General features: G+C 36.6%; 11 protein-coding genes. 1 reads left to right on the forward strand and 10 read right to left on the reverse strand.

Annotation, left to right across the window (positions count from 1 at the left end; genetic code table 11):
- Positions 1 to 135: 135 nt before the first annotated feature.
- The 10 genes from B5E95_RS07270 to B5E95_RS07315 all read right to left on the reverse strand — a co-directional run bounded on the left by B5E95_RS07270 (position 136) and on the right by B5E95_RS07315 (position 12,723).
- Positions 136 to 1,530, reverse strand: coding sequence for an APC family permease (locus B5E95_RS07270; RefSeq protein ID WP_087176253.1), 1,395 nt, complete (start codon positions 1,528 to 1,530; stop codon positions 136 to 138).
- A 12-nt stretch (positions 1,531 to 1,542) separates the two neighbouring features.
- Complete coding sequence (locus B5E95_RS07275; RefSeq protein WP_087176254.1) at positions 1,543 to 2,271, reverse strand: gamma-glutamyl-gamma-aminobutyrate hydrolase family protein; 729 nt, start codon at positions 2,269 to 2,271, stop codon at positions 1,543 to 1,545.
- Between the two features lie 90 nt (positions 2,272 to 2,361).
- Positions 2,362 to 3,471: an NB-ARC domain-containing protein gene (locus tag B5E95_RS07280; RefSeq protein ID WP_087236071.1), complete on the reverse strand. Its 1,110-nt coding sequence runs from the start codon at positions 3,469 to 3,471 to the stop codon at positions 2,362 to 2,364.
- A gap of 153 nt (positions 3,472 to 3,624) precedes the next feature.
- On the reverse strand, positions 3,625 to 4,998 hold the full coding sequence (locus B5E95_RS07285) for an amino acid permease (protein WP_087236073.1): 1,374 nt from the start codon (positions 4,996 to 4,998) through the stop codon (positions 3,625 to 3,627).
- Positions 4,999 to 5,047: 49 nt separating this feature from the next.
- Positions 5,048 to 6,391, reverse strand: a complete 1,344-nt coding sequence (locus tag B5E95_RS07290; RefSeq protein ID WP_025005971.1) for an amino acid permease — start codon at positions 6,389 to 6,391, stop codon at positions 5,048 to 5,050.
- A gap of 105 nt (positions 6,392 to 6,496) precedes the next feature.
- Positions 6,497 to 7,249: a hypothetical protein gene (locus B5E95_RS07295; protein WP_143437025.1), complete on the reverse strand. Its 753-nt coding sequence runs from the start codon at positions 7,247 to 7,249 to the stop codon at positions 6,497 to 6,499.
- Positions 7,250 to 7,343: 94 nt separating this feature from the next.
- On the reverse strand, positions 7,344 to 7,985 hold the full coding sequence (gene lepB / locus B5E95_RS07300; protein ID WP_025005973.1) for a signal peptidase I: 642 nt from the start codon (positions 7,983 to 7,985) through the stop codon (positions 7,344 to 7,346).
- 107 nt (positions 7,986 to 8,092) lie between these two features.
- Positions 8,093 to 10,216: an ATP-dependent Clp protease ATP-binding subunit gene (locus B5E95_RS07305; RefSeq protein WP_087236075.1), complete on the reverse strand. Its 2,124-nt coding sequence runs from the start codon at positions 10,214 to 10,216 to the stop codon at positions 8,093 to 8,095.
- Positions 10,217 to 10,499: 283 nt separating this feature from the next.
- Positions 10,500 to 11,429 (reverse strand): alpha/beta hydrolase, encoded by a 930-nt coding sequence (locus B5E95_RS07310; protein ID WP_087236077.1) that lies wholly within the window; start codon positions 11,427 to 11,429, stop codon positions 10,500 to 10,502.
- Positions 11,398 to 12,723, reverse strand: a complete 1,326-nt coding sequence (locus B5E95_RS07315) for a PTS transporter subunit EIIC (RefSeq protein WP_087236079.1) — start codon at positions 12,721 to 12,723, stop codon at positions 11,398 to 11,400. Before B5E95_RS07315 ends, B5E95_RS07310 begins: the two co-directional genes overlap by 32 nt.
- 88 nt (positions 12,724 to 12,811) lie before the next feature.
- On the opposite strand from B5E95_RS07315, the gene B5E95_RS07320 reads away from it, so the two are divergent.
- Entirely contained in the window at positions 12,812 to 13,513 is a 702-nt protein-coding gene (locus B5E95_RS07320) for an ABC transporter ATP-binding protein (protein ID WP_087236081.1), read from the forward strand.
- The last annotated feature ends 2 nt before the right edge of the window (positions 13,514 to 13,515 follow it).

The following is a 13,515-nucleotide window of genomic DNA, read 5'->3' on the forward strand; positions in this document are numbered from 1 at the left end:
TGTGGTGATTCAATAATATCAAGGAAGGCACTTAAAGTATAGAAAAAGAACGATGAAATCCATTAGGAAATCATCGTTCTTTTTTCCTGTCTGAGAATTAGTTTTTTCCCAGACACTTTACATTACTATTTACTATTAATTCTTCCGTTCACTTCTTGAAATCCATGCCATGATTAAAGGCAAAATCACGAAGCCGAAGATCATCATCGCAATGGCATACCAGTTAACGCCAACGATTTGACCAGCGCTATTAGCAACACCGAACTGTGCCTTCCAGTTATATTCGATCAGCAGGAAGATCACAATCACAATTGATAAAATTGGTACAACTACATCAGTTAAAACATTCTTATCAGCGTTAAGAACACCTTCCTTAGCCTTGCCGCGATAGAACTGAATAACGGCAATTGGTACAACGATGAAGCCTAAGAATCTAACCATCGCACTCAATGTAATCAAGTTAACCATGTTATATTCAAACGCCATTGGAATTAAAACAGCTAATGCGACTGAGATAAAGAATGTTCTAATTGGAAAATTATTCTTAGTTCTCTTAGTCAAAGCCTTAGACATTTGGCCTTCACGTGCCATTGCTTCCAAAATACGCGGTGCGTTAAAACTAGACGCAACGTTGATCCCAAACATAGAAATCAGCGCACCAACTAAGATGACATCCCGTAAAATCTCATTATTAAAGATCGCAGCTACAGCTACTACTTGCTTAGTAGTCATCAAAGCCTTAGGATTCATCACCATCGCTACCGCTACAACGCCGATATAAACTACTGCGATAATAAAGATTGCAAGTGGAATCGCACGTGGCAAATTCTTTTCCGGATTCTTCATATCTTCTGAACCAGAGGCAACTGATTCAAATCCAGTAAATGCATAAAACGCTGAAACGATGGCCATAACGAAGGTGGTAGTAGTCAAAGTAGGTACAATCTTTTGACCGTTTTGCGTAATTTGATCAACCTCAGACAAGTGACTTGATGCACCGGTCGTAATCAACAACACAACACCCGCTACAATAATTAAAATCAAAGCGGCCAACTTACCAATAGTGGCAAGGTTCATCACCCACTTTAAAACGCGTTGGCCAAAGAGATTGATGATCGTAATGATCGCCATCAAAACTAAGAAACCAACCGTTACGCTGAGTGCCTTATTAGGATCGCCGCCAAAAATAGAAATAGTCGACTTAATAACCCCAACAGCCATTACACCCCAAGCAACACTAGCTGAAAAGTAACGCAATACACCCATATAAAAACCAATCTTATCGCCAAAAGCTGCCTTTGAATAAGCATAAGCGGCCCCTGACTTAGTAACGTACTTTGATGCAGCCGCAAATGAAATGGCTAAAATTGCCGCAAAAATCGCAGCAATAAAGTAAACAACTAAAGCTTTTGAGCCTGCTTGTTGTACCACACTACCAGGTGTCAAAAAGATACCTGAACCAATAATGGCATTAATAGCTAGCAGGACTATCGACCAAAAGCCTAGCTTATCTCCCGTTTTCTCGTTCAATATTTTTCTCCCCTATTTTGCATTATCAATTACGAATTTGAATAAGTTATTCATAAATGCGACATCTGGATTACGATGTAACATTTCGGGGTGCCATTGAACTGCAATGACGTTACCCGCTTTATTTTCCAAACCTTCAACCACACCATCTGGAGCCTTTGCAGAAGCAATCAAATCTGGTGCAACATCCTTAATTAATTGGTGGTGGAATGAATTAACTTTAAACTCTGTCTTCCCTAAAATTTGAGCTAGCTTGCTGTCAGCCTTAGCCTTCATCCCATGAGTTGGCAAATCTGGTGTATGACCTTGCATATGCTTTAAAGTCAATTCCTTACGGTAAGACAAATCTTGATATAATGTTCCGCCATGGGCAACATTAATAATTTGAGCGCCACGACAAATACCAAGCACCGGAATTCCATTTTCTTCTGCTAACTTGAGCAGACGCATATCAAAATGATCACGTGCAGGCCAAGTAGCACCTATTTTTTGCAGAGGTTCTTCCCCATATTGATGTGGATCAACATCATGACCACCTGAAAGAATCAAACCCTGCACATTATCGAGCTGTGCTTTAATTACTTCATCATTTTCAGTAAATGGAATAATGTAAGGCACACCACCATTTTGAACTACAGAATCTACGTAATCCTCATTTACATAGCTGCGGTGATAACCGGGGAAAATCCCTCCATCATCAATAATTACTGAACCTGAAATACCAATAATTGGTCTTGTCATTTACGCTCCTCCTCACTTACTTTTAGTATGTAATATTATATAAAAAATCTATTACATATACAAGTAGTGGATTTTATTATTTTTTAATTTTTATTCTAAGCCTTGTTCAAAACGATATTGTTGTAAAACATATTCTTTAAAATAAGGCAGAGTAAATGCGACCTCACCATAATTAGTTGACTTAATGATCTGATCATCCAGCAATCGTCTGCGGTAATTAGCCACAAAATTGCTTGGACGTCCTAATTTTTCTCGAATTTCTTTGATCAAGACGCGATTGTCTTTGCTTTGAGCTATTGCTAAGACAAATTTTTTATCTTGTTTGGATAGACTACTAAAAATTTTAGTATAAGCATTTTGATCTAATTCAATTAAATATTCAATTTTAACCTGATCAAGTAATGCTTGATTAATTATCTTACTCTCCTTAGCTGCATTCCAAACTAAATATCCTAGCAATTGAAATGCATATGAATAGCCCATAGTCATCACAGCCATCTTATTCAAAGTATCTGCATTAACTTTATATCCAGACTGATTAAACACTTTACTATAGCTCAATTCGATTTGTGATAGATTTAATGATGACAACGGTATTCTTTTTCCGCGTAATAAGAACGTCATTACGTCTTCATTTTGTAATTCAGAGATATTCTCTAGCAAGCCTGTCATCATCAGTGCAACTGGATAATCTTCCCTGTTTAAAATCTGATAATATGCCGCAAAGTTCTTTAATTCAGAATTCGATTTAACTTCATCTAAGGTGATTAAAACCTTAATCCCCTTTTTTCTCAACTTAGCAAACATATTTGTTAAGATTCCTTGATAAGTGGAAAGTGTAGGTTTGCTTATATCTGCACTCAATTGCAATCCAAATGCAGAGAAACTAAGACCACGAATCGATTCAAATGTTTTTTGCAAATCTGAGTTAGCTTTCATATAAAGATTATCTACTAAGGTAGCCATCAAGTTTGATCCCATTGCCAAATCAACAACCAGCCAATTTGGCTCTTGTTCTACCTTTCTGCCAACTTCAGTTAAAAAAGTGGTTTTTCCCACTCCACGCATCCCGTAAACAATAGAAACTTTATAGGGACTATTAGGATTATCAAGCTCTTCTACCACTTCATCTATTAGTTGACCACGATTTAAAAAAATTGTTGGTATTCTACCAAAACTAGGATCAAATGGATTATTCATTTGCTCACCTACCTACTACAATACGCTTACTTTATTCTATCATTTTTTGTGTATCTTTATGTATCTTTGTGTATCTTAAATTGCTTTTATGTATCTTTGTGTATCTTAAAATATAAAAAAAGCAGTGAAACGATGTGCTTTACTGCTTCAATTTTAATTTTTCTTACCATACTTCATCACGTATGCTAGTGCAGCTACGATTAATACTACTGCACCAACTGCTACTGAAATACGAGTCTCAGGATTAATAAACATGAAAACTACGATCAGTACCAACATGAATAAAGCAAAATAATTTGAATATGGATAAAGTGGTAACTTAAAGGGATGCTTCTTCATTAGCTCCTTATTTTTTCGTCTAAAGCGTAATTCAGCTAACAAAATTACAAACCAGGCTACCATTCCCGGTAAAACTGATGAACTATAAACTACTACGAAGACATTTTCTAATGACTTACTAAAGAATTGCAACAAAACATTCATCATAAAGCCAATGAAAATACCTGAAGTAATACCAATAATTGCATGACTAGGAACAATATGCTTTGAGACATAACCAAAGGTCTTAGGCGCATATTCTTCATGTGCCATCTTATAAAGCATTCTACTTGAAGAATAAATACCTGAGTTAGCCCCAGACAAAGCAGCTGTTAAAACTACAAAGTTAATAACAGAAGCCGCAGCGGTAATCCCAACTTTAGCAAAAGTAGTTACAAATGGAGAACCAATATTACCCAATTCATCCCATGGATAAATCGTTACAATTACGAAGATCGCACCCACGTAGAAGATTAAGATTCGCCATAAAACCGACTTAACACTCTTAACAATTGCCTCCTGTGGGTTAGCAACCTCACCAGCTGAAATACCAATCAATTCGATTCCTTGATATGACCCCACAATGATTGCCATTGAGAACAAGAATCCTTTTATTCCGCCAGTGAAGAAGCCGCCATGACTCCATAAATTAGAAAATCCTACCGGGTGACCGCCATTACCAAAGCCAAATAAAATGACCATGAAGCCAAGAATAATCATTAAAATAATGGTTACAACCTTAATCATTGCGAACCAAAATTCTAGGGTGGCATAAGCCTTGGCACTAACCAGATTGGCTAACAATAAAAAGGCAATGATGATTAAACCAGCTACCCAATCAGAAGTACCTTTCCACCAAAAGCGCAAGTATTCAGTCGTGGCAACCACTTCAGAAATACCTACAACCACATACTGGAAGACATTAGCCCATTCAGCTAAATATCCCGCGATCGGATGAACATGTTCGGCAGCGTAATCCGCAAAGGATCCAGTACCCGGATCCACGTAGAGCATTTCGCCCAATGCTCGCATAACAATATATAAAATTAGTCCTACAAACATATAGGCTAATAAAACTGAGGGCCCTGTCCATTTAATAGTTGAAGCGGAACCCATAAAAAGTCCAACCCCAATTGCTCCCCCAAGCGAAATCATTTCCATTTGACCAGCCGTCATTGACCGCTTTAATTCAGGTGCTTTTTTCGCCATATTCAACTCCCCTTTTTAGCATCTGCAAATATTACCTAGGAAATATTTATTATTTATTCTTTGAGATAAAGCTATAGCTAATTGCTAAGATCAATACAAACAAAATTGAAATGATCAAAGCTAATTGTGTCGTAGGAATAAAGAACAACAAAACTAAAATGGCAAAGTAAAATACAATTGTTAACCAGCTAGTTAAAGGATAACCTGGCATTCTAAATTTGCCCAAGTTGTCTTTATTCTTTTTACGATAAACAATGTGTGCAAACATAATCATAATCCAAACGATTACAAAACAGATTGTTGACACTGTTGAAACCACATCAAAAATTTGAGCTGGTATGATGTAATTCAAGATTACTACAACAAACAAAATAAGTGATGATGTAGTTAAAGCATTCATCGGAATAGCTTTTTTATTAAGTTTGCCTAATCTTTCTGGTGCGTGGCCGTTGCGTGCTAATGAATACATTGAACGGCTAGTAGAAAAGATCGCACTATTAGTCGCAGACATTGCGGCTGTTAAAACAACAAAGTTAAGTACACCAGCTGCAGCCGTTACACCGATACCGCTAAATACTTGAACGAATGGACTAGACGCTGTTGTAATTTCATTCCATGGGTAAACTGACATGATGGCGATCATTGAGCCCACATAGAAAAGTCCAATTCTAACTGGCAAAGTATTGATTGCCTTGGGAATATCTTCTTGCGGATTTGCCGTTTCACTAACAGTTTGTCCAACAATTTCTACCCCAACGAAGGCAAACACTACCATCTGAAATGAAAGTAAAAAGCCCCATGGTCCAGTAGGGAAAAAGCCCCCATGATTTACCAAGTTGACTAATGATACTGTTCCACCTTTAACATGTGTCTGCAACACTATCATTATGACACCTGTGACAATTAAAGCAATAATAGCAATTACCTTAATCATAGAGAACCAACTTTCAAGTTCTCCAAATAACCCTACATTTACCATGTTAATTAACATTAATAAGACAACGATTACCAATGGTCCAACCCATTGTGGTAACCATGGGAACCAATAACGCAAATAAATTCCCGTAGCTGTTAAGTCCGCCATTGCTAAGGTAAGCCAACAAGCCCAATAAACCCATCCTGCAACAAATTCAGCTCGCTTACCTAAATATTTTTTAATTGATTCCAAAAATGAGTGGCTTTCAGGGTCAGCTAAAATCAATTCTCCTAAAGCTCTCATCATAAAAAACGTAATAATACCTACAATTAAATAGGACAAAATAATTGAAGGGCCGGCGCTACGAATGGCTGAACCGGAACCCAAGAAAAGACCTGTACCGATTGCACCACCTATTGCAATCATTGTTACGTGACGACTTTTCAATCCCCGCTTTAATTTCGGTTTTTCATTCACAGTTATCCCTACCTTCCTTATGAATAAAGAAATAGAGCGTCTATTTCTATACAATGAAACAGACGCTCCATTAAAATTATCTTTGTTTTGAATTATAAAGCCTACTTATTTTTTGTGCAATTGTTTTTTGCTTTTAATGCGATTATTAAGATAAGCAGTAAAGATTACAATCGCCAACATAATGATCACAAAAATTATTACAGATACTGTAGGCATCCCGAACAAAGGTAAACATGCAATTATTTCAATTACAAATAAAGTGGTAGTAATCCAAGTCACTTTACCACGATAAAAATTCAACCAATTAATAATGGCATAGATGATATCTAAAATAGCCAACAACATGATGCCGTAAACAAATAGATATTGACCCCACTGCGGCAATGACCAAATCATGGCACCGGAAACTTCCAGCATGATAATAAGCATGAATGCTACAATCCCTACTTCAAAGCTAAGGATGATTTTCATGAAAACAAATAATAAATCCCAGTTATCATGATGGGTATTCAAATTAAAGTAAATTAACCCTAATACGCCTGGTGACACTAATAGAACCATCATCCACGAAAAAAGAATTCCACTTCCTTGAAATACTCCTAATGGTATCCCAGCAATAGATTGGGCGATAGTCAATACCAGCGTAATCACCAAAGAGGCAATCATCACAATTTGAATCCATGATTTCCTATCTTCAAACCAAAAACTGATCGCCGCAACGAAATATAAAACGCCATAAATTGAGGACAATACCACAGAACGTCCTGGCATTTGTAAAACAAAAGCCATGATTCCCCCAGCTAATGCTAACAGCGTTAAAACGACTTTAACAATTAAATCGAATGTTCTTCTACTCATATTCCTATCCCTTACTCGAATCGTATTACTTTTCATTATACAAAAAGATAGAAATTAAACAAAAAAGGATATTTCCTCGGAAATATCCTCATTGTTAATAAACTTTAAATTGATTCAATGGCCAATATCTCAACTTCACTACGCCCACAATATTTTTGCGTTTAATCGTACCAATGTAACGACTATCTTTTGACACGCTGCGGTGGTCACCCATTACAAAGTAAGTACCCTTAGGGATTCGATTTGTTTTATTAATATAATTCAATTGGGACTTAGTGTAGAACTGTTGATATTGCCGTGATCTAGCAAGAGATTTCATAGTGAAGTTTTGGGTAGCTGAGTAAAAAGTATCAGTACCATTATCAATCATATCTTTTCCCTTAGTTAACCAAGGTTGAGCAAGCTTTTTGCCATTAATATAGATCTGATTATCCTTGCTGACAATCTTTTCGCCAGGCAAACCGATCACACGCTTAATGTACAAAGCCCCCGGTTCATCCGGAGCCTTCACGATTACTACTTCCCCACGCTTAATTTGTGCATGACGAACGGAGATTAAACGATCACCGTTTTGAAAAGTAGGCTGCATTGATGGACCTGAAACTGTATCATTACTCAATACGAAGCGAAAGAGTAAGAAAAAAACTCCCATCAAGACTGCCCAAATAATTAAAATATCAAGGAAGAACTTCCCCCATGATTCATTATTTTCTTTTTTATTTGCTTTATCCGCCATTAATAAACCTCATTCATAATAATGCTTTTTAAACATTTTATATTATACATCATGCACAAAAAAAGGATATTCCCTCGGGAATATCCTTTTAATTTAACTAACTAATCTTAGTCTTCCTTTTTGTCTTCAGCCTTAGCTTCGTCTTCCTTAACCTTTTCTTCTACCTTTGGAGAAATGTCGAAGATTGCTTTGCCGTTCAAGTACAAGTGCTTGTCGTCAGCAGTAAATTCAACCTTCTTAGTGTCAGGTTCTCTTAAGATCAACTTAGCAGCTGGAGTTTCAAGGTTTTGTTCAACAACTCTTCTAAGTGGACGAGCACCGAACTTCTTGTCGTAACCCTTTTCTGCCAAGAATGCCTTAGCTTTGTCTGAAACTTCAACAGTTACACCCTTCTTAGCAAGTACGTGGGACATCTTCTTCAAGTAAATGTTGATGATCTTGCCCATGTCTTGTTCAGTAAGTGAGTTGAATGGAACGATTGCATCCAAACGGTTCAAGAATTCAGGTCTGAAGTAGTTTTCAAGAGCTGAGATTAACTTGTCTTGGTCAACCTTGCCGTCTTCAAGAAGCTTGTCTGAGAAGCCTGCGTTTGAAGTCATAATCAAGATAGTGTCTTTGAATGAAACGGTTCTGCCTTGTGCGTCAGTCAAACGACCGTCATCCATAATTTGGAGAAGTGCGTTGAAGACTTGTGGGTTAGCCTTTTCAATTTCGTCAAACAAAATCAATGAGTATGGTTGGTGACGAACTTTTTCAGTTAATTGACCACCTTCACCGTAGCCAACGTAACCAGGAGCTGAACCGATTAACTTGTTAACAGCCATCTCGTCTTGGTATTCACTCATGTCCAAACGGATTAAGTGGTCTTTGTTACCAAATAATTGGATAGCTAATTGCTTAGCAAGTTCAGTCTTACCAACACCAGTAGGACCAGTAAGTAAGAATGAACCAGTAGGACGATCGCTGTCTTTAAAGATTTGCTTACGAGCAATAGCGTCAGTAATTACATCAATTGCTCTGTCTTGGTCAATAACGTTTTGCTTTAACTTCTTAGCAAGGTCTAAGTTCTTTTGAGCTTCGTCAGCGTGGAGTTCGCTCATAGGAATCTTAGTCTTTTGCTCAATAATTTCGTAGATGTCTTTCTCAGTTACTTCTGGAATATTCTTAGTGTCTACGTTCTTAAGTTGCTTTTCAAGGTCAGCAATCTTGTTCTTAATTTCGCTAGCCTTGTCGTAGTCTTCAGCCTTAGCAGCTTCTGACTTCTTAGCTTCAAGAGCATTGATTTGATTCTTCAAGCTCTTTTCATCAGTTGGTTGTACAAGCAAAGCCTTCTTAGCACCAGCTTCATCCATCAAGTCAATGGCCTTGTCTGGTAAGTAACGACCTTGAATGTATCTTTCTGATAATTCAACAGCTAGTTTAAGACTGTCATCACTGTATTTTACGTGGTGGTAATCTTCGTACTTCTTCTTTAAGCCTTCCAAAATCTTGATAGCTACATCTGTAGTTGGTTCAGGAACTTGAACAGCTTGGAATCTACGTGATAAAGCTGGGTCCTTTTCAATTCTTTGGAATTCGCTTGTAGTAGTAGCACCGATTAACTTCAAGTCACCGCTTGCAAGAGCTGGCTTCAAGATGTTAGCAGCGTCACCATTGTTGTTTTCTGAATCAGTTGAACCAGCACCAACAATGTTGTGCAATTCATCGATGAATAAAACAATGTTAGGATCACTCTTGGCCTTGTCGATAACCTTCTTTAATCTTTCTTCAAAGCTACCACGAAGACTTGAACCAGCAACCATGTCATTGATGTTTACTGAAATAATGTGCATGTTAGCCATCTTAGCTGGCACATTGCCTGAAGCAATTCTTTCAGCTAAACCTTCTACAATAGAAGTCTTACCAACACCAGCAGGTCCGATTAATACAGGATTATTCTTCTTACGTCTTGATAAAATTTCAATAACGTTATCAATTTGTTCGTCACGACCAATAACTGGGTCAAAATTATTCTTCTTTGCTTCTTCAACTAAATCTACGCCAATTGGTTTTTCATTTGGTTGTTGTGGGGTTTGTTGAATGGTTTGAGGAGCTGAACTCATATTGCTTGAGTAATTAATAGGAATTGAACCTGAATTACCGTTGCCACTTCTTCTGCCAAAGTCGTCATTAAAGAATGAGCTGTTCAATTCGTTAAATAAGTTGTCAAAATCATTGTCAAAGTATGCCATATCTGCAAACACTCCCATCATAAACTTGATTTTTAGCACTCAAAGCATTTAAGTGCTAATTCATTACATTTATAAGTATAGCAGGTTATCCACAGATTGCAAGCATAGATTTAAAAGTTTTCCACATTTTTCTTTTAATTTGTGATGTTAATCTAAAAAAGTAATAAAATCGTTGATATATAAGCGCTTATATTGCTTCACAATATATAAAGATTTTATTAAGAAGGATGAAATTATACGCTTAAAGGATTATTGGGTGTAAAAGTTTTCCACAGGATGAATATTAATCCTGCTCATTTTGTCCATTTTTATCGTTATCTGACTTTTTTCCTTGTCGCGATATTACTTGATTATTCTTATTCTTAATTGGTTCTAATAAATATTGTTGAATAACCTGGACTACTTGTTGATTTTGAGGCAAATCAGAGTGATCAGCCTTATCCCCAGTGATTGTCATCGCAGTATAACTCTTTACTTGCTTTTGAAAAATATACTTTCCTGCTGCAACACTAGCTTCTGGGACGATCCCATCTGACTCATAATTTTTGCCTCCAGATACAGAATACACCACTAAGCTCTTAGGGAGTCTATTTTTGCACTTAATAAAATCTTCCAACATTTGCGTTTTATGGTTGATATTCTTTTCGCTAAAATTATACGGCGTTCCTACTGTCATTAAACGCTTCATGGTAATTTCATCCGAATAAGTTGAATAATAATGTTCTAGCCAGTATGTCCAAATTAGACCACCATTAGAATGACCAAAGGCCTTAAAATTATTAAATTTATAATCCTGTGAAATAGCTTCAAAGGCTTCATCTAACCATTCTGCTTGTTTTTTGATATTGCTATAACCGTCCTTATTGTTTTTAAAGCCAATAATAATAAATGGTTCATTATCATTTTTATTAATTGAGCCCGAATACGACAGATTACCATTAGTTGAAACGTTGATTTTCAACACGCTATGTTTAGTTGGAGTGTTTTGATTTAATAATTTAACCAACTCATTAAAACGTTCAGTACTCGCACTGGATCCAGGCACCATGATTACCGGTGACAAGGCAGATTTCATTCTTTGTGCACGAGCTTGGTTATCTTTTTCCATCCATTTATAACCAGGAATAGCGAAAACCATAACTACTAATAAAACAAGGGCAATCCATTTTAAATTAGGATTTTTAAGCAGTTTGTTGGCCTTTTTCATATTCATAAGCTTTAAGTTTCCTTTCTATCCTTTGTCCCAATAACGAAATAGGTATTAACATCAAAATATCTAAAATAAATAAACAAATAGAAAAGACTAAATTACTCCAGTTGCCGTTAGAACCGAAAAACGAAATAAGAATTCCTGGGGTCCCTTTTAATACTGGATAAACACATGGTGTAATAATATGAAGAAAAATTGCTAATGAAGCAATCATGATATTAATTACAGGGATCAATACCATAGGTAAAAAGAGCACGGGGTTTAAAATAATTGGCAACCCTATCATGAACCCCCACGTAGAGTTAAATGCTGCAGGCAATAAATTAGCCTTGGCAATATTCTCTGTCTCTTTATTTTGATGTGACAATAAAATGATTACTATTAATGCTAAAACAACGCTAGCACCGCCCATTGCACCGTAAGGATAAACAAGCGAACTACCTAAAAACTTATAAGGAACATTCCATGAACCGCCATGTTTTAATGCATAATTGAGGTTAACAGTAGCTGTCCCGCTTGTAAGTGCTGCAGCCGTAGATAAAGAAGCTAAAGGATAGCCAATCCCAATCCAACTAAGCAGCATAACGACAAACGCCAATGCAATAATTTCAAATATATTGTTAGAATTTTGGATTTGAATAACCAATTCTTTAAAAGTACTGGAGCTCAATATCTTGATTTGCAATTCATAAATAATAATCCCCAAAATCATCCCCGCAATAATAGATACAGATGCAGGCAAAAGCGCATTCCAGGCCCGAGTTCTAACTCGATGAACATGTTCAAATTCTACAGGCTGGTGATTTTTACCTAACCAATGGAAAATTTCACCAACTGCATATCCCACTAGTAACGCAAGTAACAAAGCATTAATTTGCAATACACTAGATGAAAATATTGACTTATTACTAAGCTTATTTCCCACATTACTTGCATACGCACAAAACATAATTATCATTACTGCAGTCATACCGGCTAACGTAGAATCTTTATGATATAAACGTGCTGTATAACGTGCCGCAAAATATGCCGCATATAAACCAAATAATCCAAAAGTTACCCGCACAAAGCCGTTACAAATAAAGGAACCGGCATACCATATTTTGTCGGACATAGTTAAATCAAAATTCAGGATATTATAAATAAAACTGTCTGGTGAAAAAACAGCATCACGTAGCAACTTAAAATAAGAACCAATAATTGCAATTGGCATCAGCATCCCCAAAGTTCGCTGAAAAATTCTAAATATTGGTAATCTTCTTATGATAAGAATAAAGTTGGTTATTCTCTCTCCCATAGCTTTTCCCTTTACCTATCTTCAATAAATATGATTGAATGAGTTTATATTAATCACATTATACAATGATGCTAGGAAGTTGATAATTATGGCCTATATAGAATTAAAAAATAATACTAAAATTTATCAATCTGGGGATACAACTATTTACGCCAATAAAGATATTACTTTTTCTATTAATAAGGGAGAATTAGTAGTTATCTTAGGCTCTTCAGGAGCCGGCAAATCCACACTGCTCAATATTCTAGGCGGAATGGAACCTAATACAAGCGGTGATGTGATCGTCGCAGGCAAAAACATTGCATCTTATAACGCCAAACAATTAACAACTTACCGCAGAAATTATGTGGGATTTGTCTTTCAATTCTATAATTTAATCCCCAATCTAACTGCAAAAGAAAACGTAGAACTGGCTGCGCAAATCGTGCCTGATGCAATGAATCCAGATGAGGCTTTAAGAGAAGTAGACTTATCTGATAGAGAGCAAAATTTTCCCGCTCAATTATCTGGTGGTGAACAACAACGTGTCGCTATTGCTCGTGCTATTGCGAAAAAACCAGAGCTATTATTGTGTGATGAGCCAACAGGAGCACTCGATTACAAAACCGGTAAACGGATTTTAAAAATTCTACAAGACATGAGCCGAAAAAATGGCTCCACTGTGCTCATCGTTACCCATAACGCCGCTATCGCACCAATTGCGGATAAAGTAATTCGTATTCATGACGGCAGCATTCAAAAGATTGAAACTAATGATCAGCCTGCGGATATCAGCAGCATTGAATGGTAGGT

This window comes from Lactobacillus gallinarum (assembly GCF_002160635.1).
GTDB classification, from domain to species: Bacteria; Bacillota; Bacilli; order Lactobacillales; family Lactobacillaceae; genus Lactobacillus; species Lactobacillus gallinarum.

Coding starts and splice junctions, on each gene's coding strand:
- B5E95_RS07275 (WP_087176254.1), bottom strand. CDS start 2,271: ATGACAAGACCAATTATTGGTATTTCAGGTTCAGTAATTATTGATGAT.
- B5E95_RS07280 (WP_087236071.1), bottom strand. CDS start 3,471: ATGAATAATCCATTTGATCCTAGTTTTGGTAGAATACCAACAATTTTT.
- B5E95_RS07285 (WP_087236073.1), bottom strand. CDS start 4,998: ATGGCGAAAAAAGCACCTGAATTAAAGCGGTCAATGACGGCTGGTCAA.
- B5E95_RS07295 (WP_143437025.1), bottom strand. CDS start 7,249: ATGAGTAGAAGAACATTCGATTTAATTGTTAAAGTCGTTTTAACGCTG.
- lepB (WP_025005973.1), bottom strand. CDS start 7,985: ATGGCGGATAAAGCAAATAAAAAAGAAAATAATGAATCATGGGGGAAG.
- B5E95_RS07305 (WP_087236075.1), bottom strand. CDS start 10,216: ATGGCATACTTTGACAATGATTTTGACAACTTATTTAACGAATTGAAC.
- B5E95_RS07310 (WP_087236077.1), bottom strand. CDS start 11,429: ATGAATATGAAAAAGGCCAACAAACTGCTTAAAAATCCTAATTTAAAA.
- B5E95_RS07315 (WP_087236079.1), bottom strand. CDS start 12,723: ATGGGAGAGAGAATAACCAACTTTATTCTTATCATAAGAAGATTACCA.
- B5E95_RS07320 (WP_087236081.1), top strand. CDS start 12,812: ATGGCCTATATAGAATTAAAAAATAATACTAAAATTTATCAATCTGGG.